The 26,865-nt window shown below is 40.9% G+C and carries 22 protein-coding genes; 7 read left to right on the top strand and 15 right to left on the bottom strand.

The window, feature by feature from the left end; genetic code table 11:
* The first annotated feature begins 49 nt into the window (after positions 1–49).
* The 4 genes from ACE2AL_RS07545 (at position 50) to ACE2AL_RS07530 (ending at position 3,838) form a co-directional block, all read left to right on the top strand.
* The gene (locus tag ACE2AL_RS07545; RefSeq protein WP_206082497.1) at positions 50–1,804 is read left to right on the top strand and encodes a PTS ascorbate-specific subunit IIBC; all 1,755 of its coding nucleotides are present in this window, start codon (positions 50–52) and stop codon (positions 1,802–1,804) included.
* A 69-nt stretch (positions 1,805–1,873) separates the two neighbouring features.
* Entirely contained in the window at positions 1,874–2,350 is a 477-nt protein-coding gene (locus ACE2AL_RS07540; RefSeq protein ID WP_206082498.1) for a PTS sugar transporter subunit IIA, read from the top strand.
* Between the two features lie 14 nt (positions 2,351–2,364).
* The gene (locus ACE2AL_RS07535) at positions 2,365–3,186 is read left to right on the top strand and encodes a Cof-type HAD-IIB family hydrolase (RefSeq protein WP_272539185.1); all 822 of its coding nucleotides are present in this window, start codon (positions 2,365–2,367) and stop codon (positions 3,184–3,186) included.
* Positions 3,187–3,190: 4 nt separating this feature from the next.
* Positions 3,191–3,838 (top strand): 3-keto-L-gulonate-6-phosphate decarboxylase UlaD, encoded by a 648-nt coding sequence (locus tag ACE2AL_RS07530; RefSeq protein WP_206082500.1) that lies wholly within the window; start codon positions 3,191–3,193, stop codon positions 3,836–3,838.
* A 115-nt stretch (positions 3,839–3,953) separates the two neighbouring features.
* Here ACE2AL_RS07530 and ACE2AL_RS07525 read toward each other — a convergent pair whose 3' ends face one another.
* The gene (locus ACE2AL_RS07525; protein WP_375084212.1) at positions 3,954–6,617 is read right to left on the bottom strand and encodes a calcium-binding protein; all 2,664 of its coding nucleotides are present in this window, start codon (positions 6,615–6,617) and stop codon (positions 3,954–3,956) included.
* Positions 6,618–6,980: 363 nt separating this feature from the next.
* On the bottom strand, positions 6,981–10,868 hold the full coding sequence (purL, locus tag ACE2AL_RS07520; protein WP_206082502.1) for a phosphoribosylformylglycinamidine synthase: 3,888 nt from the start codon (positions 10,866–10,868) through the stop codon (positions 6,981–6,983).
* A gap of 273 nt (positions 10,869–11,141) precedes the next feature.
* On the opposite strand from purL, the gene mltF reads away from it, so the two are divergent.
* Positions 11,142–12,809, top strand: coding sequence for a membrane-bound lytic murein transglycosylase MltF (gene mltF, locus ACE2AL_RS07515; RefSeq protein WP_375084211.1), 1,668 nt, complete (start codon positions 11,142–11,144; stop codon positions 12,807–12,809).
* A gap of 29 nt (positions 12,810–12,838) precedes the next feature.
* Here the strand turns inward: mltF and tadA are convergent, their stop codons facing one another.
* Both tadA and leuE read right to left on the bottom strand, forming a co-directional pair.
* Complete coding sequence (tadA, locus tag ACE2AL_RS07510; protein WP_206082504.1) at positions 12,839–13,330, bottom strand: tRNA adenosine(34) deaminase TadA; 492 nt, start codon at positions 13,328–13,330, stop codon at positions 12,839–12,841.
* A gap of 97 nt (positions 13,331–13,427) precedes the next feature.
* Entirely contained in the window at positions 13,428–14,072 is a 645-nt protein-coding gene (gene leuE / locus ACE2AL_RS07505) for a leucine efflux protein LeuE (protein WP_206082505.1), read from the bottom strand.
* A gap of 533 nt (positions 14,073–14,605) precedes the next feature.
* On the opposite strand from leuE, the gene ACE2AL_RS07500 reads away from it, so the two are divergent.
* Positions 14,606–14,866 carry a YfhL family 4Fe-4S dicluster ferredoxin gene (locus tag ACE2AL_RS07500; protein ID WP_206082506.1) on the top strand — a complete coding sequence of 87 codons (261 nt, stop codon included), beginning with the start codon at positions 14,606–14,608 and terminating at the stop codon, positions 14,864–14,866.
* An 83-nt stretch (positions 14,867–14,949) separates the two neighbouring features.
* Here ACE2AL_RS07500 and acpS read toward each other — a convergent pair whose 3' ends face one another.
* From acpS to rpoE, 11 genes are all read right to left on the bottom strand, one after another.
* On the bottom strand, positions 14,950–15,339 hold the full coding sequence (gene acpS, locus ACE2AL_RS07495; protein ID WP_206082507.1) for a holo-ACP synthase: 390 nt from the start codon (positions 15,337–15,339) through the stop codon (positions 14,950–14,952).
* Entirely contained in the window at positions 15,339–16,070 is a 732-nt protein-coding gene (pdxJ, locus tag ACE2AL_RS07490) for a pyridoxine 5'-phosphate synthase (RefSeq protein WP_206082508.1), read from the bottom strand. Before pdxJ ends, acpS begins: the two co-directional genes overlap by 1 nt.
* 310 nt (positions 16,071–16,380) lie before the next feature.
* Positions 16,381–17,109, bottom strand: a complete 729-nt coding sequence (gene recO, locus ACE2AL_RS07485) for a DNA repair protein RecO (protein ID WP_272573535.1) — start codon at positions 17,107–17,109, stop codon at positions 16,381–16,383.
* 11 nt (positions 17,110–17,120) lie between these two features.
* Positions 17,121–18,029, bottom strand: a complete 909-nt coding sequence (gene era, locus ACE2AL_RS07480) for a GTPase Era (protein ID WP_206082510.1) — start codon at positions 18,027–18,029, stop codon at positions 17,121–17,123.
* Positions 18,026–18,706 (bottom strand): ribonuclease III, encoded by a 681-nt coding sequence (rnc, locus tag ACE2AL_RS07475; protein WP_206082511.1) that lies wholly within the window; start codon positions 18,704–18,706, stop codon positions 18,026–18,028. Before rnc ends, era begins: the two co-directional genes overlap by 4 nt.
* Before the next feature lie 304 nt (positions 18,707–19,010).
* Entirely contained in the window at positions 19,011–19,976 is a 966-nt protein-coding gene (gene lepB / locus ACE2AL_RS07470) for a signal peptidase I (protein WP_206082512.1), read from the bottom strand.
* Between the two features lie 17 nt (positions 19,977–19,993).
* Positions 19,994–21,790: a translation elongation factor 4 gene (lepA, locus tag ACE2AL_RS07465; RefSeq protein ID WP_206083009.1), complete on the bottom strand. Its 1,797-nt coding sequence runs from the start codon at positions 21,788–21,790 to the stop codon at positions 19,994–19,996.
* Positions 21,791–22,175: 385 nt separating this feature from the next.
* Positions 22,176–22,640, bottom strand: coding sequence for a SoxR-reducing system protein RseC (rseC, locus tag ACE2AL_RS07460; RefSeq protein ID WP_206082514.1), 465 nt, complete (start codon positions 22,638–22,640; stop codon positions 22,176–22,178).
* Between the two features lie 3 nt (positions 22,641–22,643).
* Complete coding sequence (gene rseB, locus ACE2AL_RS07455; protein ID WP_206082515.1) at positions 22,644–23,594, bottom strand: sigma-E factor regulatory protein RseB; 951 nt, start codon at positions 23,592–23,594, stop codon at positions 22,644–22,646.
* Entirely contained in the window at positions 23,594–24,217 is a 624-nt protein-coding gene (gene rseA / locus ACE2AL_RS07450; protein ID WP_206082516.1) for an anti-sigma-E factor RseA, read from the bottom strand. The genes rseB and rseA overlap by 1 nt, the downstream gene beginning before the upstream one ends.
* A 59-nt stretch (positions 24,218–24,276) precedes the next feature.
* Positions 24,277–24,855 (bottom strand): RNA polymerase sigma factor RpoE, encoded by a 579-nt coding sequence (gene rpoE, locus ACE2AL_RS07445; protein WP_206082517.1) that lies wholly within the window; start codon positions 24,853–24,855, stop codon positions 24,277–24,279.
* Between the two features lie 394 nt (positions 24,856–25,249).
* On the opposite strand from rpoE, the gene nadB reads away from it, so the two are divergent.
* Positions 25,250–26,845 carry an L-aspartate oxidase gene (gene nadB, locus ACE2AL_RS07440; protein WP_206082518.1) on the top strand — a complete coding sequence of 532 codons (1,596 nt, stop codon included), beginning with the start codon at positions 25,250–25,252 and terminating at the stop codon, positions 26,843–26,845.
* Positions 26,846–26,865: the final 20 nt, after the last annotated feature.

Here is a 26,865-nt window from a genome sequence, read left to right as displayed (position 1 = left end):
ATCTCTGACCCCTATAAATTACAAATACAATTTGATTAGAGGTAAAAATATGGATTTTTTATACGACGCTTTCTATATTTTTTACAGCCAAGTAATGACTAAAGCGCCTCTGTTACTCGGCTTAGTCACTTTTATTGGTTACTGGTTGCTAAAGCGCGATGGAACAACAATTCTCAAGGGAACAATCAAAACGATTGTTGGCTTTATGTTAGTGGGTGTCGGAGCCAGCACCTTGGTATCTAGCTTTAAACCTGTTATTGAAAAAATGTCTGAATATCATGGCCTCACAGGTTCAGTTATCGACCCATACACCTCAATGATGGCAACCATGGAAACCATGGGTGATAACTATTCGTGGGTCGGCTATACCGTGTTGTTAGCCCTCGCGATTAATATTCTTTTAGTGCTCTTTCGCCGCATCACGGGTATTCGTACCATCATGTTGACAGGCCATATCATGTTCCAGCAAGCTGGCTTGATTGCTGTTTTCTATTTTGTGCTAGGTTCAAGCATGTGGGAAACTATTTTGTACTCTGCAGTCTTGATGGCGCTGTACTGGGGGATCTCCTCCAATATTATGTTTAAGCCAACGCAAGAAGTGACTGGCGGTGCTGGTTTTTCTATCGGTCACCAGCAGCAGTTTGCCTCCTGGATAGCCACTAAGGTTGCCCCAAAACTTGGTGATAAAAAAGACAGTGTTGATAACTTAAAATTGCCAAAATGGCTGCATATTTTCCACGATAGCATCTCCGCGACGGCCATTGTAATGACGCTCTTTTTTGGCGTTATTTTGATTTCTTTTGGTCTGACTAACCTGCAAACCATGGCAGGCACCACGCATTGGACTATCTACATTATTGAAACAGGACTGAAATTTGCCGTTGCTATTCAAATCATCGTGACAGGTGTGCGAATGTTTGTTGCAGAACTGTCTGAAGCATTTAAAGGCATTTCCGAGCGCGTTATTCCTAATGCCGTGCTCGCCATCGACTGTGCCGCTATCTATGCGTTCTCGCCAAATGCGATGGTCTTCGGCTTTATGTGGGGTGCAATCGGCCAGTTTGCTGCTGTATTGGGTATGTTAGCCTTCAACTCACCCATTATGATCATCCCAGGATTTATTCCGATGTTCTTCTCCAATGCGACCATCGGTATTTTCGCTAACCACTTTGGCGGTTGGAAAGCCGTGATGAAAGTCTGTTTTGTGATGGGCGTCATCGAAATTTTAGGATCTGCATGGGCGATTGACTTAATCAACCGCCAAGGCACGGATTTTAGTGGCTGGATGGGTATGGCCGACTGGGCATTAGCGTTCCCAGTGATTATGCAAGGCTTGTCATTCTCAAAAATGTTCTTCTTTGTGATTGTCGCTCTTGCCCTTGTCTACATGTACTTTGCCGCGAAAAAACTGCGAGCAGAAGAGGATGCCGAAGGTGCCCTTGAAGCAGCCATTGAAACAATAGAAGAAGACGTTGAATCAGCCCCACTTGAACACAGTGGTGCTAAACCGGTGCGCATCTTAGCAGTATGTGGTAATGGGCAAGGTTCCTCTATGATGATGAAAATGAAAATTGGCCAATACCTTGAGAAAAAAGGTATCCCACACGTTATGGATTCCTGTGCGGTATCCGACTATAAATCGAAATTAACAGCAACAGACATTATCGTCTCGTCAAAACATTTAAGTTCAGAAATGGACCCAGGTGAAGGTAAGTTCGTCCTTGGCGTACAAAACATGCTCAATCCTAATTCATTCGGTGACGAGTTGCTAAATATCATTCACACCAATTTTATTCGTAATTAATCATGTTGATGCCTCGATAAACGTCCCCCTATAGCTATCGAGGCAATTATCACCCAAGAGGAAGTCATAATGGGATTCAAACAATCATTAATCGACAATAATTCTATTCAACTCCATGCCAATGCAGCCCATTGGCGCGATGCTGTTAAAATTGGCACAGATATGCTGGTTGCCTCTGGTGCAATCAAACCGACTTACCATGACGCCATCATCAGCAGTGTTGAAAAACTGGGCCCGTATATCTGCATCGCCCCGCATCTAGCCCTACCCCACGCGCGGCCTGAAGATGGCGTTATTCGCACTGCTTTTGCCTTAGTCACCTTAGAAAAACCCGTTATTTTTGATGGGGAAGATGAACCTGTCGACGTTTTAATTACACTTGCGGGTAGCTCTTCGGACGAACATATGGAAGGATTGATGGAGGTCACCCAAGTTCTTGACGATGAAGATAGTGAAACGGGTGTCGATCTTAACAAACTACGCCAATGCCACACAGCCGACGATGTATATCGCGTGATTGATGAGGCACTCGCGAAAAATGCTTAAAAGGATTCATTGATATGTATAAAGTGCTCGCATTAGATTTAGATGGGACGGTTCTGACAGCTCAACACACAATCCACCCAGAAGTGAGGTCTGCTATTCAACATGCGGCGAAACACTGCCACGTAATGATTGTCACGGGACGTCACCACACCGCTGCGCGCCCTTATTACGATGAACTGGGGTTAACCACGCCAGTTATTTGCTGTAATGGTACCTATATCTATGATTATCAAAACGAAAAGGTGCTCACACAAACATCAATTGCCAAAGACGATGCCTTAGCCTTTATTGAATTGGCACAAAAAAAACAATTTAAATTGGTGCTGTATACCACCAATGAAATGACCTATTCAAAATCACAACCGATTGACTACATGAAAGATATGGAACAGTGGGCAGCGGATCCAAGCCTTGCTCATCCCCCTAAAATCTACCGTATTGATTCATTTGAAGAACAGGTTCGTGATACCGATTACGTTTGGAAATTTGTTGTTGAAGGTGACCCTAATGCCATTGAACAATTAATGGATGTCTCGTGGGTGAATGACAAATTCACTGCCGAACGTTCATGGGTCAACCGCATTGATATCGCCTGTAAAGGCAACAACAAAGGCATGCGCTTAGCGCAATACGTTAACCAACTCGGCCTCGAGCCTGAGCAAGTGATTGCCGTCGGCGATAACCATAATGATATTTCCATGATCCAATACGCAGGGCTGGGTGTTGCGATGCCTCACGCTGATGACGCAGTCAAAGCGCAAGCCAATGCTATCTGTGCCACCGATAACAATCACGATGGGCTCGCCCGTTTGATACGAGAAAAAATTCAAGGATAAAACCATGACTAAACCGTTGATCCAAATCGCGTTAGACCAAACTAACTTACCTGCGGCACTGGAAGTTGCTGAAAATGTACACACTTTTGTTGATATCATTGAAGTAGGCACAATTTTAGCGTTTGCTGATGGTATGAATGCAGTGTCGACGTTACGCCAAAGATATCCAGATCACATTCTGGTTTGCGATATGAAAACCACTGACGGTGGCGCAATTCTTTCGAAAATGGCATTTGAGGCAGGTGCAGATTGGATCACGGTGTCAGCGGCAGCGCATATTGCCACCATTGCAGCCTGTAAAAAAGTCGCTGACGAATTTAAGCGTGAAATTCAAATTGAAATTTACGGCAATTGGACATTTGACGATGCACAAAATTGGGTAGATTTAGGTATCACTCAAGCTATTTACCACCGTTCCCGTGATGCCGAGCTCGCTGGTATTGGCTGGACCGATGAAGATATCGAAAAGATGCGTAAGTTATCTAGTTTAGGGCTAGCACTATCAATAACTGGTGGCATCGTGCCTGAAGATATTCACCTATTTAATGGCATTAAAGCCAAAGCCTTTATTGCTGGTCGTGCCTTAGTGGGTGAAAAAGGCAAAAAAACCGCGGAAGCGTTGCGTGAGCAAATTAATCGTTTCTGGAAATAAGCTATTTGATGTACCACCTATAGTTTGCCCTAAAATAATATTAATTTTTAGGGCAAATTATTTTTAGATTGTCACTAAATACATAAAATAAATATCTCTGTGACTCGCTTAATTATTAAATTGCCGTTCCTTTATCCATAAAAACTCTTACAAGGCTCGCTGGGTTCCATTCGGACTTTATATTATTAACACCATGACTATTATATTCGTCCTGTAAGCGCATTGTTGCCAATGCATTTCCCAAGTATTCAAGTTTTTGTTGAGTTGTATATTCCCGCATACCAGGCAATAAATTACGATGAATAATTATTGGGGCTTCCACTCCATCTGCCTGATTAATTGTTACTTTATAGCCTGACTCAGATTGATAAATATATTGTGTTATTTTGTTTTCATTATTTTCTTTTAAAATAACTGGAGTTTCATTAAAGCTAATTAGGTATATCTCATTCGTTCCATTGCCATAATCAATGGTGCTTTCTCCCCTAACACCACCATCTATAATAAAAACATTATCTCCTTTTTTATCGTGTATTTCCCCATTATGCCCATTGATAATAAATACGTCATCGCCGGCACCACCATGCAAACTCGCAGTTCCTCCTCTCGCATCAAACACATTATTACTCAATTTATTTTTAGACAATGAAATAGAACCCTTTTCAACGTCAACTTTAAAATATCGACCATGACCACTTTCGTCCATTAAAACAGAAGATTTACCATTTATGTTAAGCACAAGCTCACCAAATGACTCACCCTGATTAATGATAATATTCTCCTTAGACATATCAATGAAATCATGTGAAGTATTTTTGAAAAAGCCCTTAAATGCATACATTGGTTGCCAAGGCAATAATGGTTTTTCCCTTTTCCAATACTGCTGATGTTCTGCTAAATATCTGACCATATAGCTCATACTTTCTTTTACGTCATTAGGGATATGTTGAGGAAGGCTATCATAGTGGTGAATATTATTTTTACGTCCCTCATTCTCTGGGAAATATTTTATTTTCACCTCACGAAGCTGCGATTTTGACGTATAAACTTGATACTTTGAGTTTTCTTCTTCGACTATTGTATATGCTTTATTAAAGTGCATTAAATGTATATTATTAATACCATTGTCATCATCTATAATTGTAGTTCCCATACCAATTGAGCCATCAACAATGTATTCGTCATTCCCCCATCCCCCCTTTAAAAGGTCATTACCTAAATCTGAAAGTAGCAAATCCCCTTGGCTCCCACCGTCTATAACATCATCACCGTTTCCACCGTAAAGAACGTTTATACCTTTTAATGCCTTAACGTTATCATTCCCATCCCCTGCATTAATAATGATCCCCCCACCACTGAAATCTTTAATTTTATCATCACCTGCTAATGTGTCGAAAACTCCCTCAGGGCAAGCTTGCCCCCTAAGAAGATAAATGTCATCAGACTGTTGGGTAAGCTCACTCACTGGATTACCCACAATAACCTTATGCCCTTTAGGATCGAGTTTAATTTGATATATATTTCCATTTGCATCTTTTAGATACACAAGATTCAGTCGATTATGTTCATAATTAATAAATTTAATTCTTGATTTTTTATCATTAAATATATTTTTAAAATATATCGACTGACCATCCACCATCAAATCCTTGCCAAGCCCATCAGAAACCTTAATAATTACACTTTCTTTCCCTGTATGATTTCCATGCAGTTCTGAAAAATCAAATGTTACTTCAGAAATGATAAAGTTATCTTCTTTTAATTGATAAATGTCATTTCCTTTCGTAACCATAATATAGCTATTTTTATTAATCATAGTGACTAAATCATCTTGGCTGCTACCTGTAAATCTTAAATTTTTAATATCTCCATTTAAGTTGAAATCCCCCCACATAGGAGCGTGATATCCATGGTTATTCACTATAATGTGCTTTTTCTCTTTATTAATAATAACGCGATCACTTTGATCCCTTGGAAGGTAATCCCTATTTTGTAAGTAGCTTACTTCGTAAAATTTCTCTATACTCTTCTTATAACTATCATTTGTTAAAATGGGATCTAATCTAAACCCATCCCGTGTATAGAGTTGATAATCATGATTTAATACTTTCCCCTCATCTAAGTCCTGATAAACATTTTTTAATGTGACGTTTAATTTTAAAGTTTCTGAGGGATTATGCGGTGATTTTGCGCTAATCGTTAGCGCTAGGTCATTACCCGCCAATTTAACGTCTGTTATCTCATCTAAAGAATAGCCTAAATGAATTTTACTTTTCCCTTTTGATGTTTCAACAATCCTTGCGCTCAGTTTAGTTATTGGTTTGCTTTTCGTATTTTCCCATTGGAAACGGCGTAAATAATAACTGTCATCCCCATTTCCCCCTCTTGCAACTCCTGCCCTAAAAATAAGATGATCATCTCCATCATATCCATTAATTTTAGTTTTGATTAAACCTGCATCTAAAATATTAGCCCTCTTATTTCCCTTTAATAAAACTTTAGATTTAGTCTGCCCATGGAGTATTATATTACTGACATCTTTCAACCTAACCTCATAGCACTCTGTATTGCTTAACTTTACATTCTTATTCATTAAGTTGATATATATTGGAATGGCAACATCCTCCAGTAAAAAATTATTTTTATTGTCATTTATAGTTTTTGAAAAATTAACATAATTCTCCCTAAATAAAAAACTCACTGTTTCATCTTGCTTTAAGTTTTTAGTATAAATATCACTTGAAAACATGTTTTTTTTTAACATATCAGATAAACTCAAAATCTATTCCCCTGTAAAATCTCATTAATAAATTTGAGGTTTTAATACAGCCACCTCAATTCCCCAGTGGAATTTAACATGTTATTTTTTGTTTTTTAAAAAAGTTAATCTGATATATCACCTTCTTTATTGATAAAAAAAATACAAAAAAAATTAACTTTATAATAGTTATATTAATGTTCTATTTTTAAGCCATTCATTTAAAATAAACATAAATTAGACAAGTCCCATTACCATGGTTCAGAAAATACTTTAGATAACCATATTTATATTAAAGTTAATAGGTGTCCATAAAAAAACACTCCACCGTTATGTTTCAATTCCTAACGATAGAGTGCCATTCTTACTGAAATACTGAGTTTTTTAGCCTAGCTGTTTACGCGCATTACGGAAAATACGCATCCATGGGCTGTCCTCTCCCCATGTTTCTGGGTGCCAAGAATTGCTCACTGTACGGAATACACGCTCAGGGTGCGGCATCATGATAGTCGCGCGACCATCTTTCGATGTCACTGACGTAATACCATGAATCGAACCGTTCGGGTTCGCAGGGTATTGCTCCGTCACTTGCCCATAGTTGTTCACAAAACGCATCGCCACTAAGCCGTTATCTTCTAATTGCTGCAAGTGCGCTGCCGCGCGAACTTCCACTTGCCCCTCACCATGAGATACCGCAATCGCCATACGAGAACCTACCATATCTTGCAGTAATAACGATGGGCTGTTGGCGATTTCCACTAAGCTAAAGCGGGCTTCAAAGCGCTCTGAACGGTTACGAACAAAACGAGGCCAAAACTCAGCTCCTGGGATCAACTCATGTAAGTTGGACATCATTTGACAACCATTACATACACCCAGAGATAAGGTGTCAGGACGATTAAAGAACGCAGCAAACTCATCACGCACTTGGTTATTAAACAAAATCGATTTTGCCCAACCTTCACCCGCGCCCAGTACATCACCGTAGGAGAATCCACCACACGCTACCAGAGTTTGGAATTGTTCAAGGGATAAATTCCCCGCTAACAAATCACTCATATGTACATCAACCGCATCAAAGCCTGCTCGGTCAAAAGCAGCGGCCATCTCAACATGGGAATTAACCCCTTGCTCACGCAGCACGGCAACTTTAGGACGCACCCCAGATAAGATAAACGGCGCAGCAATATCATCGTCAATATCGTAAGTTAAATGAGCATTTAAGCCTGGGTCTTGGTTATCTTGCTTTATTGCGTGTTCTTCGTCTGCACACACTTCGTTATCACGCAGGCGTTGCATCTGCCATGTAGTTTCTGCCCACCATTGGCGCAGCAAGCTGCGTGATTCACGGTAAACGACCGTATCACGGCTGTTAATAATCACAACATCGTCATGAATTGCAGAGCCTAAATAATGCACACAATTCGCTAAACCCGCCTCTGCAAAGCAGGCCTCAACATAAGCTCTATCTGCACCACTGATTTGGATCACAGCACCTAATTCTTCGTTGAACAATGCAGCTAAGGTGTCTTCATCAAATGAGCTGATGTCGACATTAATTCCACAATGGCCTGCAAATGCCATTTCTGCTAAGGTGACGAATAGACCACCGTCTGACCGGTCGTGGTAAGCCAGCAATTTTTGCTCTGATAACAATTTTTGAATGGTATTGAAGAAACCGAGTAAACGCTCAGGGCTATGTACATCTGGTGCTTTATTTCCTAGTTGACGATAAACCTGTGCAAGCGCTGAACCGCCTAACGCGTTTTGACCTTCACCCAAGTCAATCAATAACAGCGCGTTATCTTCTACTGTTTTTAATTCAGGCGTTACTGTTAAACGTACATCTTCAACGCGACCAAACGCCGTGATCACCAATGACAGTGGTGATGTCATTTCACGATCTTCACCATTTTGCTGCCAACGCGTTTTCATCGACATGGAGTCTTTGCCCACTGGGATAGTTAAGCCCAATGCAGGACAAAGTTCTTCACCGACAGCTTTTACTGCTTCATATAGCCCAGCATCTTCCCCTGGATGACCTGCTGCTGCCATCCAGTTTGCAGATAATTTCACACGTTTAAGGTCTTGCACATAAGAACAAGCAAGGTTAGTGAGTGCTTCCCCTACCGCCATGCGAGCCGATGCGGCAAAATCCACTAATGCCACTGGCGTTCTTTCACCAATTGACATGGACTCACCGTAGTAACTGTCTAAGCTCGCCGTAGTGACCGCACAATCAGCTACTGGGATTTGCCAAGGCCCTACCATTTGATCACGAGCAACCATTCCCGTTACCGTACGGTCACCTATCGTGATCAAGAAGGTTTTTTCTGCAACCGCTGGTAAGTGTAAAACACGTTTGACGGCTTCATTTAAATTAATCGCTGTTCTGTCTAATGCATCAGGCTCTGCTTTGAGGGTTTTCACATCACGTAGCATTTTGGGTGTTTTACCCAGTAATACATCCAATGGCATATCAATCGGTTGATTATCAAAATGCGCATCATTTAAGGTTAAATGGCGTTCTTCTGTCGCTTCACCAATCACCGCAAATGGCGCACGTTCACGCTCACAAATCGCTGTAAACTCAGCCAGATTCTCAGGGGCCACTGCCATCACATAACGTTCTTGAGATTCGTTACACCACACCTCTAATGGGCTCATACCAGGTTCGTCGTTCAAAATCTTACGTAATTCAAAACGGCCACCACGACCGCCATCACTGACGAGTTCGGGCATCGCATTGGATAACCCCCCAGCACCCACATCGTGAATAAATAAAATTGGGTTATCATCACCAAGCTGCCAACATCTGTCGATCACTTCTTGGCAACGTCGCTCCATTTCGGCGTTATCCCGCTGAACTGACGCAAAATCTAAGTCTGCATCTGACTGGCCTGATGCCATCGATGACGCCGCACCACCACCTAAGCCGATATTCATTGATGGGCCACCGAGTACGATCAATTTCGCCCCCACGGTGATCTCACCTTTTTGTACGTGATCTGCACGAATATTACCAATACCACCCGCTAACATAATTGGCTTGTGGTAGCCACGCAATTCTTCTCCATTGTGGCTGTTCACTTTCTCTTCATATGTGCGGAAGTAGCCTAATAATGCAGGACGACCAAATTCGTTATTGAACGCAGCCCCTCCAAGCGGGCCTTCCATCATGATATCCAGTGCGTTCACAATGCGTTCTGGCTTACCAAAATCCTCTTCCCAAGGCTGTTCAAACCCAGGGATACGTAAATTAGACACTGAAAAGCCCACTAAGCCCGCTTTGGGCTTTGCCCCGCGCCCTGTCGCACCTTCATCACGAATTTCCCCACCAGAACCCGTTGCTGCACCAGGCCATGGTGAAATAGCCGTTGGGTGGTTATGGGTTTCCACTTTCATTAAAATGTGGGTGTCTTCTTGGTGATAACGATATGTGCGACCTTCTGGCTCTGGGAAGAAACGCCCAACGACAGAGCCTTCCATTACCGCAGCATTGTCTTTATAAGCAGATAGCACGTGATCAGGTGTTTTTTCGAACGTGTTTTTGATCATCTTAAACAGCGATTTAGGCTGTTCTTGGCCATCAATGACCCAATCCGCATTAAAAATCTTATGGCGGCAATGTTCTGAGTTCGCTTGTGCAAACATATACAACTCAACGTCTGTTGGGTTACGTTTTAACCCCGTGAAGGCCGCTTGCAGATAATCAATTTCGTCATCCGCCAACGCTAACCCCATTTCTGTATTTGCTGTTGCCAGTGCTTGGCGTCCACCTTTGATAATATCGATGGTTTTCATCGGTGCAGGTTGTTGGTGTGCAAACAAGGCACCTGCTTGTTCAAAAGAAGAAAAAATTGTTTCCATCATACGGTCATGTAACAGTGCAATCACTTCATGCCACTGTGCTTGCGTTAATGCATTTCCCTGAACGTAGTAGGCAATACCGCGTTCAATGCGTTTAACTTGGGTAAGACCACAGTTGTGAGCAATATCCGTTGCTTTAGATGACCAAGGAGAAATTGTACCTGGGCGTGGAGTAACTAAAATCAATTTACCAAATGGGTCGTGCTCAGTTAGGGAAGGACCATATTTTAACAAACTGCTCAGTTTGCCTTGCTCACTATCACTTAACGGCGCTGATAAATCAGCAAAGTGCATATATTCAGCATAGATATCTGTTACAGGTAGTTGTTTTTCTGCAAACAACGCCAAAAGGCGGGTAATACGAAATGCTGATAGAGCAGGTGAACCACGCAAAATTTCCATAGTCTTAATTTCTCTCTTTTAAACGCCAGCCCTGAACATGAAAGCAGGGAAACTGGAGCCCATTATAGAGCAATGTTCATCAATACGAAACCGTTTGCGTGATTAAAAATAAAGCGATTAGTTAAATATTATTATGTGCTAAATACGATAATATAGGTTGCACCGATCATAATTGTTGAGCAAAATACCCAACCACTGGAATTATAACCATTACTTAGCCATACTCTTTTTTAGACACCACACAACACCAGTGACTGCACGAGAAATTATTATTTGAATAACTTAAAAGTTAACTACTTAATCATCGTGGTTATCGCGCTACTGGCTTCAATGGTCATCGGCTTTAATATCCGCTGGCCCAATACGCAAGATTCACAAATTAATAAAATACTGTCACAAGGTGAATTACGTATTAGTGCCGTCAGCTCGCCACTTATCTATATAGATGAGCAAAAACAGCTTCGTGGTTTTGACTACGAGCTTGCTCAAGGCTTTGCTTCGTACCTAGGAGTCAAACTTAAAATTACTATCCGCCCGACATTCGAGCAGATTTTTGTCGACCTCGAAAATGGTGATGCTGATATCGCTGTTGCTGGGCTACTCTACAATAAAGACCGATTAACTAAGACCAAAACTGGCCCAAGCTACCTGACGGTGACTCAGCAATTGGTCTATCGTAAAGGTTCAACACGTCCTAAATCGTTTAATGATATCAATGGTAAACTGCTTGTCACTTCTGGCACAGCCCATGCAAGCACCTTAAAAGAGCTTGCCAAAGAATACCCAAACTTAAAATGGGAAGAGACCTCTAAATACAATACAAATCAGATCCTTGAAATGCTTGCTGATGGTGAAATCGACTATACCCTAGAAGACTCTATCGCCGTTGCATTACAACAGCGCATTCACCCACAGATAGCCGTCGCCTTTGATTTACTCGATGATCATGCTGTCACCTGGTATATGCGACGTGGTGAAGAAAATAGTTTAGATGCTGCCCTACTTGATTTTTTCAACCAAGGCAACGAAACGGAGCTTTTGGCTCGCTTGAATGAGAAATATTTTAGCCATGTGGAATCGTTCGATTATTTCGATACGATGGCATTTATTAAAGCAATCGATAATAAACTACCTGAATATCAACCATTATTTGAAAAATACGCTGAAGTGATTGATTGGAAACTCCTCGCCGCAATTGCGTGGCAAGAGTCTCATTGGGACCCCCTTGCGACTTCGCCAACAGGTGTACGTGGTTTAATGATGTTAACTAAACCTACGGCTGCGACGATGGGTATCTCAGACAGATTAGATGCAGAAGAAAGCATTAAAGGTGGCGCAGCCTATATTGCTTATATAATGGAAAGGTTACCAGAAACTATTGCGGAAGATGACCGTATTTGGTTTGCACTTTCTGCTTATAATATGGGCTATGGGCATATGTTGGATGTACGAAAATTAACTCAGATGCTTGGTGGTGACCCAGACAGGTGGCTTGATGTTAAAGCACGGCTTCCACTGTTAACCCAGAAGAAATATTACTCACAGCTCACTTATGGTTATGCACGTGGGCATGAAGCTTATCGTTATGTAGAAAATATCCGCCGATACCATCAAAGCTTAGTGGGATACCTTCAAACACAAGAGCGTAAGCAGCATGCTTTGGATATTGCCCAACAGTCTTTAACCTATTTAATTTTGCCTGAGAACTTAAAAACGAAAGAGGCTAAAACTGTTGAAAACCAATCACCAATCCCTGACAATAATCATATTCCCTATTTAGGGGGATTGAACTCATCAAAGCTGTCTCAAGATAGCAATGAAAACACGAAAACATCACTCGGCCAATACCTCATTTCATTGCATCCTGAACTCAAAGAAACTGAATCAGAACAAAGCCCTATGTTCATTTCCCCTCTTAAAACACCTAATTCAACACCTTAATCAGATTTTTTGCATCAATTCACAAAGCGTTAATTCTGTTGGCGCTTTTGTTCTTTTTTCTGTGTTCTACGCATTTTAAAAAAAGCACTCAGCATCGAGGAGCATTCTTCTGCTAAAATTCCCCCCGTGACTTCCACATAATGGTTTAGCCCTGCTTGCTCCATGATGTTGATATAAGAACCACAGGCGCCTGTTTTAAAATCTTTCGCACCATAAACAACGCGCCTAATACGGCTATGGATCATCGCGCCTGCACACATTATGCAAGGCTCTAAAGTAACGTATAACGTGGTATCAAGCAGACGATAATTACTCAGTGTTTGCCCTGCTTGTTGCAGTGCCATAATTTCAGCATGGGCGGTCGGGTTATGGTCGAGAATCGAACGATTCCAACCAGAGGCGATTAACTGATTATCTTTAACTAATAATGCACCTACTGGGATTTCACCTACATCTTGTGCTTTTAAAGCAAGTTCAAGGGCTTGCTTCATCCAATATTCATCAATTTCTATTTGTGTCACTCTTACCTCTGGGCGCTTAACTCGAAAGCTAATTATTACCAAATGTCAGAGTGACTGCAATTTTAAATCTTAATCTTGAGATTCTTCACCCGACAAACTAATTGCTCAATGCCAGTTTTGCTGCAAAGCCCATAAAGAAGGCCCCAACAGTGCAATTACCCAATTTTGCGAGAATTTTTTTCTCACGTAAAAATTTAGCAATCAAATAGCCACTAAAAATCAGTATGCTTAAATATAAAAAGCTGACTAACTCTAAGATTGTCGCCAGAACAAGGTATGGTACCCACGCATTCGCGTAGTTAAAATCAACAAACTGAATAAAAAACGAAATATAAAATAAAATCGCTTTTGGATTCGTAAGACTTAACGCTAAAGCGCGAACAAAATGGTTTTCTGACTTGACTGTCACCGCAACCTCTTCTCCCTCAACCTGTGGCTTGCGCTTTAATGTACCGTATAAGATTTTACAACCGAGATATAAAAGGTAAGCCGCACCAAGATAGCGAACAATCATAAAAAGGGTTGGAGATGCTTTAATCACAGATGCGACGCCGATAAAAGATAAAAAAACCAATATGGCATCACCTGTAAAAACGCCTAGTGCAGCTCGATAGCCATACCGAGCACCACTGGAAGTACTCGTTTTGAGTACATAAATCGAATTAGGCCCTGGTACAATAATAATGAAGACCAATCCAGCAAGATAAGTCCAGAAATTAAGAACCCCGAGAGTTTCAAACATGTTTGCATCCCTTTATATTTTTTATTATTACTACCATAGATTTCGTTATTTGTGAACACTATCATTATTTTGGTTTAAATATTAAAAACAATAGGTTATGTTACCCTCAAAAGGATCCGACTTGAATTTTGTTAACCACAGAGTTTATAAAATGAAATTTCTTTCAAAATAGATAATTATACAAAAAAATTTTTTGATGATTTATCAACCTCAGAAACTAGATTAGTGCAATGCTTTATAACATCACTCTATCTGTAGTCTCTTGTTATCATGATATTAATCATGGATAAAAATGAGTACTGGTGTAATTTATTCGACTCCACAGCTCAGGGCGTTTAAAATAGTTTTATAACGACAGAATCTAGATACACTCACTGATACATATGCTATATGTAAAGTGCAGTGCTTCTATATTACAACCTTTTGTTTTTCAATACGAAATATAACTTAAGTAAAACCCAAACTGAAAGTAACGAATAGGTGCAAGATATAAGTTACTGATTTTTAACTTAATTGAATGCAAGTTATTATAAATGGCACTGTTAATTACCAAAAAATGTATCAATTGCGATATGTGTGAACCCGAATGCCCTAATGATGCAATTTTTATGGGCGCCGAAATTTATGAAATTGACTCAAGCTTATGCACAGAGTGCGTTGGCCACTATGACAAACCGACTTGCCAGTCTGTTTGCCCTATTACTAACACCATTATTACTGACCCTAACCACATAGAAACTGAAGAACAGTTGTGGGATAAATTTGTCGCTATCCATCACGCAGATAAAATCTAACTTTAATCCCACTCACGATAACTTTATTTGTAAAGCCGCCAGATATGACTGGCAGCTTTATATTCAGCCTATCAGAAGCAAATTCAATCACTAAGGCGTTCAATAATCACGGTAGCTGACGCATAATGCCGTTCATCCGTTATTGAAACGTGGAAACGGGTTGCGTTTAAGCTTTCAGCCAACTTTAATGCTTCCCCCTTTAAATTCAGCAATGGTTTACCCAGTTCATCATTCGTCACTTCAAACTGATTAAATGCTAGACCATTACGGATGCCCGTTCCCAAGGCTTTAGCAGCCGCTTCTTTAACTGCGAATCGTTTCGCCAAAAAACGAGCGGGCTTTGCTTGCTGCTGGTATTGCAAGAACTCTTTCTCAGTCAGAATTCGCTTGGCTAAGCTGTCGCCTGTACGTTCAATAACAGATTCAATACGCGTTATTTCAACGATATCTGTTCCTAGCCCAACAATTGCCATTATTTACGCGCTTCTAATAAGATTTTTTTCATATCAGCAACCGCTTGTGCGAGCCCGCTAAACAATGCACGCCCAATAATTGCATGGCCAATGTTTAACTCATAAATTTCAGGTAATTGTGCAATACGTTGAACATTATGGTAAGTCAAACCATGCCCTGCATTCACCTTGATACCTTTACCTGCCGCGTAAGTGACGCCATCACGGATACGGCGAAACTCTAACTCTTGTTCCTGCTCCGTTTTTGCATCCGCATATGCTCCAGTGTGGATCTCAATAAATGGCGCCCCACATTCCTGAGCAGCATCAATTTGTGTGTGGTCAGCATCAATAAATAGAGATACTAAAATACCGGCTTCAGTTAAGCGCTTCACTGCATCTGCCACTTTTTGCTTTTGACCTGCAACATCCAAACCACCTTCAGTGGTCACTTCTTCGCGCTTTTCAGGAACAAGACAACAAAATGCAGGTTTAATACGGCAAGCAATATCAACCATTTCATCCGTTACTGCCATTTCAAGGTTCATACGCGTTTGTATTGTTTTGTTGAGTAGCTCAACATCTCTATCCGTAATATGACGGCGGTCTTCACGTAAATGTACTGTGATGCCGTCTGCACCTGCTTGTTCAGCAACAAATGCGGCCTGCACAGGGTCAGGGTATTGCGTCCCTCGTGCATTTCTGACTGTCGCAATATGATCAATATTAACGCCTAATAAAAGCTCTGCCATTTTATACTCCCTTCAATAAACGGTAACGGATACTTCAATGCCACTATCCTACTGTAATTTTCAAAGTTCAGGGAATAAATCTTGTATCATTCGAGGCAAATTCCAAAACAACAACGCTATTACATATGAGGGATAAAATTTTTGCGAAGCGCTTCGTAAACTTTATGATGAGGCCCCAAACTTAGTGGTTTAACACCATAAAATGAGATACAACCAATACAGAGCTGAAAAAGATAAGTTAGAAAGAGATAAAAAGAGGAATAAAACAAAACATAGCAATTAATACATAAATAAAATCAATAATGAACTATTAGCTTGGTTTGTTCGCAGGGGTAGGTGATACGACAAATTGCCTAAATAACTCTCTACTTTTTAATGGCTTACCACCTAAATAAGGTTTTAACGCCATACGAGTGAAACGCTTTGCAGCCTTTAGGGTGTCAGCATCAGGGAAATCACGGCTTGCAAGTGCTTTTAATTGTTTACCCGTAAAACTAAGTTGGTCAACAATTAAACTGCCTATAAAGCCTTTTTCCTCACGGTAGCGATAAGTCATTGTGTCAGAAACAGGCTCCCCACTGCCTGCGCAATGTAAAAAATCCACGCCATAACCAAGGTAGGATAATAGCGCTAATTCAAACTGGCGCAATGCAAATTCAGGGGTACGCTCGCTTGCGGCAAGGATTTGCAAACAAGAAAGGTAATCAAAAAATAACGCGGAATATGGCGTCCCAAACTCAATCACACGAGCCGTGAGTTCATTAAGGTACAGACCACTATAAAGAACAGTACCACTTAGAGGAAGTGCTAACGAAACAGGGTCTGCACTAATCAAGGTTTTAATTTCACCTTTGCCACTCCAACGGATTAGCAAAGGTGTGAAAGGCTGTAAACAGCCTCTTAAAGGGGAGCGATTGCGGCGAGCACCTTTAGCCAGTAAGCGAATTTTCCCTTCACCTTCAGTAAAGAAGTCAAGTAATAAACTTGTTTCACTGTAAGGCCTTGAATGGAGCACAAATGCGCGTTGCCAACCACTCACTCCGCCACCTACTATTTTAGATCGTCAACATAACCCAGACTGCGTAATGCTCTTTCATCATCCGCCCAGCCTGATTTAACTTTGACCCAAAGCTCAAGGTGAACTTTGTTATCAAACATGCGTTCCATGTCGATACGCGCTTCCGTACCAATAGTTTTCAGTTTGCTACCTTTGTTACCAATGACCATTTTTTTCTGGCCTTCACGTTCAACAAGAATTAAACCATTGATATGGTAAATACCTGTTTCGGTTACTTTAAATTGTTCAATTTCAACGGTAACAGAATAAGGTAACTCATCGCCCAAAAAGCGCATCAGCTTTTCACGGATCATTTCTGACGCCATAAAACGTTGAGAACGATCTGTAATATAGTCTTCAGGGAAATGATGTGTTGCTTCAGGGATATGTTGCTTCACAATTTTAGCGATTGTATCCACGCCAGTACCTTTTTCAGCACTGATAGGCACAACATCTAAAAAATTCATTTTTTGGCTGATCATGCCAATATGTGGCAATAAAACCGTCTTATCGGTCACGTTATCAATCTTATTGATTGCTAAAATGACAGGGCAACGTAAGCTTGATAGCTTAGTTAGAACCATTTCATCATCAGCGGTCCAGTTGGTACCTTCAACGACAAAAATGACCAGTTCAACATCACCAATAGAACTTGATGCTGCACGGTTCATTAAGCGGTTAATTGCACGTTTTTCTTCAATATGTAACCCTGGGGTATCAACATAGATAATTTGATAATTATCTTCTGTGTGGATCCCCATAATACGATGGCGAGTCGTCTGTGGCTTTCTCGAGGTGATCGAGACTTTTTGCCCCAGTAATTGATTTAATAATGTCGATTTACCGACATTCGGCCGTCCAACTATGGCAACGAAACCACAGTGGGATTGTAATTCACTCATTCAAGCTCCAAAATTTTCAATGCTTGCTCTGCTGCGGCTTGCTCTGCTTTACGACGACTTGAACCAACACCATGGATGGGTTGTTCGATGCCACTTACTTGGCAGTGGATCGTAAACTCCTGATCATGAGCCTCACCTTTTACTTGAACAACTAAATAGTTCGGTAATGGTAAGTGACGCCCTTGCAGATATTCTTGTAACCGTGTTTTCGGGTCTTTTTGTTTATCACCCGGACTAATTTCAATTAATCGGCTTTGATACCAATCTAAAATAATTCTTTCAATCGTTTGGATATCGCTGTCTAAGAAAATGCCACCTATCAGTGCTTCCACTGTATCTGCAAGAATTGATTCTCGACGAAATCCACCGCTTTTTAACTCACCTGGACCTAAGCGTAAGCACTCACCCAGTTCAAACTCACGGGCAATTTCTGCCAATGTATTTCCACGAACAAGTGTTGCCCGCATCCGGCTCATATCCCCCTCATCCACTTTAGGAAAACGGTGATACAGGTCATTTGCAATCACAAAACTTAAGATTGAATCCCCTAAAAACTCTAGGCGTTCATTATGTTTACTGCTGGCACTTCTGTGAGTTAAAGCTTGAATCAACAAATCATGTTGTTTGAATTGATAACCAAGCTTACGTTGTAATCTTTCTACTAAAGAGGGGTTCATGTGCGCCCAACCATTTTTATTTGATAAAAAAAGCACACGCAACAGACCTGTAAAATAATGTATTTTACAAAACTGTTGCGTTTGCACTGACTCCTTACCTACCCACATTTTTTGTAGCTCAGTAGAACTAATGAGATAAATATTATTAGTTACAGTGAGTTACAAAAGAAAGGAGTTATAATTGGGGAGCCAATAATATTAACTAAATTATATTGTACACTGGGTAAAATAATAATGCTTCGGTTAATGCGGATTTTCAAATGAAAACCCGCACCTTCACTGTTGGCATATCCAATCAATGAAATTATAGTGGACCAATTCGACTAAAGCGAATGCCTGTTGGCCATTCGTTTTCTTGCTTATCGAGGCTTAACCAAATAAACACTGCGCGACCCACTAAATTTTGCTCAGGAACAAAACCCCACATACGGCTGTCAGAGCTATTGTCCCGATTATCACCCATCATAAAATATTGTTTTTCAGGAACAATCCACTCATTTAATGGCATTCCTGGTTGCAAGTATTTTGCTTCAGTGACGGCTTGGCGAATAATTAGAATTTGATGTTCAACTGTATCGAGTTTTTCGCTACGCTCATATTGACGCAATGCATTACGTGGCAACTCTTGATCTAATGGAACTTCATAATTCCCTTTTTGACTATCAACAACAGAGGCTACATCAAAAAACATTGTCCATTCGCTTGGGGCTAATGGCCCGTAAGTAATCGGCAAATTTTCTGTGCATTTGTTATCCGCACAATTTGGATAAATCGTCAGTTCCTTGGCATCTGGATTATAAACAATTTTATCACCTGGCAAACCTATTACACGTTTAACAAAATCGACATTTGTGTCACGAGGGTATTTAAATACAGCAATATCACCGCGTTTTGGTTTACCTGTTTCGATCAGTGTCGTTTGTGTAATAGGGTCTTTTAAACCGTATGCAAATTTCTCAACCAACATGAAGTCACCAACTAATAACGTTGGCATCATTGACCCTGATGGAATTTGAAACGGCTCATAAATAAATGACCGTACAATCAGTACAATAGCTAACACAGGGAAAATTGATGTCCCTGTTTCTAGCCATGAAGGGCGGCGGACAGCATTCGCCACATCCGCTTCGCTCACTGCACCATTTGTTGCATCCTGTAACTGCTTCAGTTTTGCTTTACGCGCAGGCGCAAATTTAAACTTATCTAAACACCATATAATCCCAGTGATTAAAGTTGCCAGTGTTAGGATCAAGGCAAAGGTGTTAGCCATTGAGACTCCTTGTAAACTTAGTTGTCTTTACCAACATGCAATATAGCAAGGAACGCTTCTTGTGGTAGCTCAACGTTACCCACTTGTTTCATACGTTTCTTACCATCCTTTTGCTTCTGCAACAGTTTCTTCTTACGGCTAACGTCACCGCCATAACATTTGGCAAGTACGTTTTTACGCAACTGTTTAACTGTAGAACGAGCAATAATATGGTTACCAATCGCGGCCTGGATAGCAATATCAAACTGCTGGCGTGGGATCAGTTCTTTCATTTTCTCGACTAATTCACGACCACGATATTGTGAGTTTGCGCGGTGTGTAATCAATGCTAATGCATCAACACGTTCGTTGTTGATAAGCACATCAACCCTAACCATGTCTGACGGCTGAAAACGCTTAAATGCATAATCCAATGATGCATAACCACGAGATGTTGATTTCAAACGGTCGAAGAAATCCAGTACGACTTCAGACATAGGAATGTCATATGTCAACGAAACTTGATTACCATGATAGACCATATTGGTTTGAACGCCACGTTTCTCAATACAAAGTGTAATCACGTTACCTAAGTATTCTTTAGGCATTAACATGTGGCACTCTGCAATTGGCTCACGCAGTTCTTCAATATTGTTTAATGCTGGCAGCTTTGATGGGCTATCCACATAAACAATCTCACCGTTGGTTTGTTGAACTTCATATACAACCGTTGGTGCTGTAGTGATCAGGTCAAGATCGTATTCACGTTCTAAACGTTCTTGAATGATTTCCATATGCAATAAGCCAAGGAAACCACAACGGAAACCGAAACCTAAAGCAGTCGATGTTTCAGGCTCATAGAATAGAGAGGCATCGTTTAAGCTAAGTTTACCTAGCGCATCACGGAAACCTTCATAGTCATCGGAACTGACAGGGAATAAACCCGCATAAACCTGTGGTTTTACTTTTTTAAAGCCTGGTAGTGCTTTTTCCGCAGGATTACGAGCGCCCGTTAAGGTATCCCCTACTGGCGCACCTGTGATGTCTTTAATTGCGCAGACTAACCAGCCTACTTCGCCACAACTAAGTACATCACGGTCGATTTGTTTAGGTGTGAAAATACCAAGGCGATCAGCGTTATACACCTGCCCTGTACTCATGACTTTAATTTTATCGCCTTTTTTCAGTGACCCGTTTTTAATACGGATCAACGAAACAACGCCTAAATAGTTATCAAACCAAGAGTCAATAATTAGTGCTTGTAATGGGGCATCCACATCACCAACTGGTGGTGGGATCTCCTTAACAAGGCGTTCAATCACATCCTGAACACCAATGCCCGTTTTTGCAGAACAGCGAACGGCATCGTGGGCGTCAAGGCCTACAATGTCTTCAATTTCATCAGCAACTCGCTCTGGGTCTGCTGCTGGCAAGTCAATCTTGTTTAAAACAGGAACGACTTCTAAATCCATTTCAATCGCTGTATAGCAGTTAGCTAATGTTTGAGCTTCAACACCTTGCCCTGCATCGACAACTAACAGTGCCCCTTCACACGCCGCAAGAGAACGCGAAACTTCATAAGAGAAGTCAACGTGGCCTGGTGTGTCGATAAAGTTTAATTGGTAAGTTTCACCGTCAGAGGCTTTATAATCGAGCGTAACGCTCTGTGCTTTGATGGTAATTCCACGCTCACGTTCCAGATCCATTGAATCTAAAACCTGCGCTGCCATTTCGCGATCCGTTAAACCACCACAAATCTGAATAATACGATCAGATAACGTGGATTTGCCATGGTCGATATGAGCAATGATAGAAAAGTTTCTTATATTATTGATTTTCAAGGTAATATCTTCTTTTAAATTGCCTTACAAAATCAGTTTTGTGCAAATATCGCGACAAAACTAAAATGCTATGATTATCACAAGATTGTTAATTAGCTGCATTTTACATATAAGACCCCGCTAACACAAAGATTCAATGTAAAACAACTGTAAACTTGCTAAAGGTTAATGAGTTAGAGCACTAATTTAGCGCTAATTTAACCCTCTAAATACTCATTTATTACGAATAATAACAAGCCTATTTTGATTTTTATCTCAAAAGAGACTGAAAAATCAATTAATTGATTATTTAAACCAATAAACTACAAAAGGAAAACATCACGTTTTCCCCTTTTTTATCATGGTATCAAATAATGAATTGAATACAATCTATTGATATTTAGCAGTTAACCTGTACTGAAAGTTCGGAAGGTGGTAAACCTATTTGCAAGACGACAGGCTGAAATGCGTCATCATCACGCCAATGAGAAGCTAATTTCCGTGCAGTATAAAAACCAACCACACCCCCTAATACACCAGAAGTCGCTACCAAAAATTGGCTAAAATCAAACGATTGAGCTAACCCAGCAAAAATAAACAACCCTAAAATTGGAGTTAAGTACACCAGCATAGCCGAACGAATTAAACTCCCTTCGGGAATACCAACCTCGATTTTTTGTCCTACGACTAAAGGTTGTTCAATAGCAATTTCTAATTCATGTTCCGTGTTTGGCCCTATTTTGCTGAGTGCATAAGAGCCACACGTTTTACGAGCACCGCAACTTCCACATCCTGATGAAGAGCCATAACGCAGTAGTGCCCTTCCGTTTTGCCAACGAATGACAGTTGCCCACTCTTTTACCATAACCTACTCCCGAAACTGAACACTACCTGCGATAACTTGTGCCGTTGGCAAAGGTAATTCGCCAATTACTGTAATGACATTTTGCTTTTGTGTCATAGTATAAATTGAACGACGCCCATTTTGCATTGGTTGATCTAACAACGGGCCTTTCACCGATTTTGTCACATTCACTGAGAAGGTAAATAACCCATCGCTGAACATTGCACTTTCCACAACGTCATCTTCACTTAATTTACGTACAGAACGCGATGTTTCTTCAAAGCCTGGAGGAAGCATCCCCACTTGCCATTTGAAGGATGGTGCCGTATTTTTCGGATATACCAATAACGGCGGCATATTCACCTTACTCAATGCAAGTAATGAATCATTAACTGTTTTACTATCTAGCACTGTAGAGATAACCCGAAATTGCTCTAACGTTTGGCTGTTATTATCCAACAAATCAATACGTAGCGGCAGTTTCGTTTCCTCATCGATTAATAGTACATAATTAAATCGGGAATTGTCTTTCGATATTATGCGGATCACCAAAGCAGGTCGATCACCAATATGTGTGCGCCCCGCATCAATAAAATTGTAGTAAGGCTTTATCTGTTCATAATTTGTAAATAAAACAGAAGGTAAATTATCAACGATATTTTGACCATTCAAACTAAACGCATCGAAGCCTGGCTCAAAGTAACTAATCCTATCACCTTTTTGAACAATCTCTCGGCGTGATGAATCCATCTGAATCATTTGTGAAACAGGAATACCGTCAATAATTGCGTGGCGATATCTTACAGGTGTAATTGTTTGCGGGCTGAATGTCATAAATGACATTTCATAAGAAAGGTTTTGGGCAGCATTCCCCATTTCTTTAAAAAGGACATCGGCACCCTGTTCAGATGCCGAAGCTTGATTAGAAATAATCAGGCTGCCCGTCAGGCAGATGACGGATAACCATTTTTTCATTATTTCAGCTTAACTCCTGCCGCAGATGCAGGTTGTTCAGATTGTTGATATTGCTGGTTCAACATCGAGCGTCTTTCAATTTCATATTGTTGCAGCATCGCATTAATACGTTGATTTTGTTGTTCAACCTGTTGAAGTTGTTGTTCATTACCAAATAATTGGTTATCTGAAATATTCAGGCTTACAGGCGCACCACTTCCAACAGGAATGGTATTAAACATTGGCTCATCAACGGTGGAATCAACAGCATTACTTTGGTTGTACTGCTGTACCCCCACAATAACGGCTAATGAAACACATGCTGCAACACCAATTTGAGTTATTTGGCTCGCCCAAGGACGGATTTTACCCCAGAATGGGAAAGCACCCCAAGTCGCAGGTTCAGGCTGCGATTCGACAACTACCTGAGGATTAATACGCACAGCTTCATTCTCTAATGCTGCCGCAACGTTACTTGCAATATCAAAATGTATGACATTGCCAGTATCATTACGTAGAGTATCACGAATAAGATGATAGCTCTCCCAACGTTGCTTTAACGTTGAATCACATGAAATGGCATTTACAAGCTCTAAATCTAGAGCTTCGCCATCCATCATTGCGGAAAGTTTCTCTCTTTGCATGCCCAATTACCTTCAGTTAATTGCATCACAATTATAATTAACCTGCTGATTTAATAGCGCTAGTGCTGTTGAATCAGAGGTTGTACTTTATTATCAATCGCTTCCCTTGCCCTAAAAATACGGGAACGTACAGTACCTACTGGGCAATCCATAATTTCAGCGATTTCTTCATAGCTCAAACCATCAAGTTCACGAAGTGTGATTGCCATTCGTAAGTCTTCAGGCAAGGATTCAATGGTTTTGAAAACAACTTTCTTTAATTCTTCAGACAACATTAAGTTCTCTGGGTTCGAAATTTCTTTTAAAGCACCAGCGGTTTCAAAGTTTTCAGCATCACTCGCTTCAAGATCTGACGCAGGAGGGCGTCTATCTTGTGCGACTAAATAATTTTTAGCCGTATTGACCGCAATACGATAAAGCCAAGTATAAAATGCGCTGTCACCACGAAACGAACCGATAGCACGATACGCTTTTATAAATGATTCTTGTGCTACATCAGGCACATCCGCTTGCGGCACATAACGGGATACTAAACTTGCAACTTTGTGCTGGTATTTAATTACCAGTAAGTTGAAAGCTTGTTGATCGCCTTTTTGTACCTTTTCAACCAATAATTGGTCTGTTAATTGCTCGCTCATTTCGGGAAGCATCTCCCGAACTCAGGCTGATAATATGTTGACTTGTTCATGTTCTCCCATCCTAAAGCAAGCACTACTTTGAGTTATAGAAACCATTGAAGTTCAATTTAATCTAAAAAAATAGTCAAAAATTTACAAAAGTGCTGGATTTTCATTTTCTAAGATCCCAAAGATCCTTATTAAAACAGTTGCATACAAATACCTTAAAGGTCAAGAACACAGCATACGGATTTTGCAAATGAATGCTATAGCTATCACATTTATTCGATGCGAATAAGTAAATAGACCTGGGTCAAGATAGTGACTGTAAACATCTATCCAGCAATAGTAATCGACAATCTGATAGGCTAACATAAAAAAACACACTACATACTATTATATACAGCAAACACTCATGAACGGATCCACACAGCATTACACTGATATTTTAATCATTGGCAGTGGTGTCGCAGGACTATCCGCCGCCTTACGCCTTGCTCCTTTCCACCAAGTGACTATTTTGAGTAAAAGCAGCTTGAGTGAAGGCGCTTCTTATTATGCTCAAGGTGGTATTGCCGCCGTATTTGATGATACCGACAGCATCGAATCCCATGTTGAAGATACCCTCATTGCTGGAGCAGGCATTTGTCATAAAGGTGCGGTTGAATTTATCGCCTCTAATGCAAAAGAATGCGTGCAGTGGCTTATTGACCAAGGTGTTTTATTCGATACTGAAATCACAGAAAGTGGCGAGACTCAGTACCACTTAACGCGAGAAGGTGGTCACAGCCATCGTCGCATACTTCACCATGCTGATGCGACAGGAAAAGAAGTTGAAACTACGCTTGTTGACCTCGCTTTTGCTCACCCAAATATCCATATAAAAGAACGCTATAATGCTGTTGACTTAATTCTATCCGAAGACAAGGCACCCTCACGTATTTTGGGTGCTTACGTTTGGAATCGGAAAAAAGAGCAAGTTGAAACGATCCGCGCCAAAACCGTTATTTTAGCCACAGGTGGCGCGGCAAAAGTCTATCAATATACCACTAACCCCGATATTTCGTCAGGGGATGGCATTGCAATGGCATGGCGGGCAGGTTGCCGTGTTGCTAACTTAGAGTTCAACCAATTTCACCCCACTTGCTTATTCCACCCACAAGCACGAAACTTTTTACTTACCGAAGCATTACGGGGTGAAGGTGCGTATTTAAAACGCCCTGATGGCAGCCGCTTTATGCCTGATTATGACGAACGAGAAGAACTTGCACCTCGTGATATTGTTGCACGAGCCATTGACCACGAAATGAAACGTCTTGGCGCAGACTGTATGTACCTTGATATCAGCCATAAGCCAACAGATTTTGTGCAACATCATTTCCCAACTATTTATGCCAAATTAATGACGTTAGGGTTAGATATCACCAAAGAGCCTATTCCTATCGTGCCCGCGGCACATTATACCTGTGGCGGGGTGATTGTCGATCAAACAGGTATGACTGATATTGCTCACTTATATGCCATTGGTGAGGTTAGTTATACTGGCCTACACGGAGCGAACCGTATGGCATCTAATTCATTGTTAGAATGCCTTGTATATGGCTGGTCAGCCGCAGAAAACATCAAATCGACACTGCAAAATATTGGTGAAGTACCACATTTACCTGAATGGGATGAAAGCCGAGTACATAACTCCGATGAACAAGTTGTAATCCAACATAACTGGCATGAATTACGTTTATTTATGTGGGACTACATGGGGATTGTGAGAACCACTAAGCGCCTCGAACGGGCACTCCGACGTATTCATTTATTACAGCAAGAAATTCATGACTATTATGCTAACTTCCGTATTTCCAATAACTTACTAGAGTTACGAAACCTTGTACAAGTCGCGGAGCTAATGGTGCGATGCGCTTTGGCGCGCAAAGAAAGCCGTGGGCTACACTACACATTAGACTATCCAGATATGTTAGAAAATTCAGGTCCAACTGTCCTGAAACCTGAATAAAGCCACGAAACCAACGGAAT

Origin of the sequence: Providencia xihuensis (assembly GCF_041953405.1) — a bacterium.
Classification (GTDB): domain Bacteria; phylum Pseudomonadota; class Gammaproteobacteria; order Enterobacterales; family Enterobacteriaceae; genus Providencia; species Providencia vermicola.
This window is presented reverse-complemented; position numbering and strand designations above follow the sequence as displayed.

What these genes read in the sequence shown, in the direction of transcription:
- ACE2AL_RS07545 (WP_206082497.1), top strand. Translation starts at nt 50, where the DNA reads ATGGATTTTTTATACGACGCTTTCTATATTTTTTACAGCCAAGTAATG.
- ACE2AL_RS07540 (WP_206082498.1), top strand. Translation starts at nt 1,874, where the DNA reads ATGGGATTCAAACAATCATTAATCGACAATAATTCTATTCAACTCCAT.
- ACE2AL_RS07535 (WP_272539185.1), top strand. Translation starts at nt 2,365, where the DNA reads ATGTATAAAGTGCTCGCATTAGATTTAGATGGGACGGTTCTGACAGCT.
- ACE2AL_RS07530 (WP_206082500.1), top strand. Translation starts at nt 3,191, where the DNA reads ATGACTAAACCGTTGATCCAAATCGCGTTAGACCAAACTAACTTACCT.
- purL (WP_206082502.1), bottom strand. Translation starts at nt 10,868, where the DNA reads ATGGAAATTTTGCGTGGTTCACCTGCTCTATCAGCATTTCGTATTACC.
- leuE (WP_206082505.1), bottom strand. Translation starts at nt 14,072, where the DNA reads ATGTTTGAAACTCTCGGGGTTCTTAATTTCTGGACTTATCTTGCTGGA.
- ACE2AL_RS07500 (WP_206082506.1), top strand. Translation starts at nt 14,606, where the DNA reads ATGGCACTGTTAATTACCAAAAAATGTATCAATTGCGATATGTGTGAA.
- acpS (WP_206082507.1), bottom strand. Translation starts at nt 15,339, where the DNA reads ATGGCAATTGTTGGGCTAGGAACAGATATCGTTGAAATAACGCGTATT.
- pdxJ (WP_206082508.1), bottom strand. Translation starts at nt 16,070, where the DNA reads ATGGCAGAGCTTTTATTAGGCGTTAATATTGATCATATTGCGACAGTC.
- era (WP_206082510.1), bottom strand. Translation starts at nt 18,029, where the DNA reads ATGAGTGAATTACAATCCCACTGTGGTTTCGTTGCCATAGTTGGACGG.
- rnc (WP_206082511.1), bottom strand. Translation starts at nt 18,706, where the DNA reads ATGAACCCCTCTTTAGTAGAAAGATTACAACGTAAGCTTGGTTATCAA.
- lepB (WP_206082512.1), bottom strand. Translation starts at nt 19,976, where the DNA reads ATGGCTAACACCTTTGCCTTGATCCTAACACTGGCAACTTTAATCACT.
- rseC (WP_206082514.1), bottom strand. Translation starts at nt 22,640, where the DNA reads ATGGTAAAAGAGTGGGCAACTGTCATTCGTTGGCAAAACGGAAGGGCA.
- rseB (WP_206082515.1), bottom strand. Translation starts at nt 23,594, where the DNA reads ATGAAAAAATGGTTATCCGTCATCTGCCTGACGGGCAGCCTGATTATT.
- rseA (WP_206082516.1), bottom strand. Translation starts at nt 24,217, where the DNA reads ATGCAAAGAGAGAAACTTTCCGCAATGATGGATGGCGAAGCTCTAGAT.
- rpoE (WP_206082517.1), bottom strand. Translation starts at nt 24,855, where the DNA reads ATGAGCGAGCAATTAACAGACCAATTATTGGTTGAAAAGGTACAAAAA.
- nadB (WP_206082518.1), top strand. Translation starts at nt 25,250, where the DNA reads ATGAACGGATCCACACAGCATTACACTGATATTTTAATCATTGGCAGT.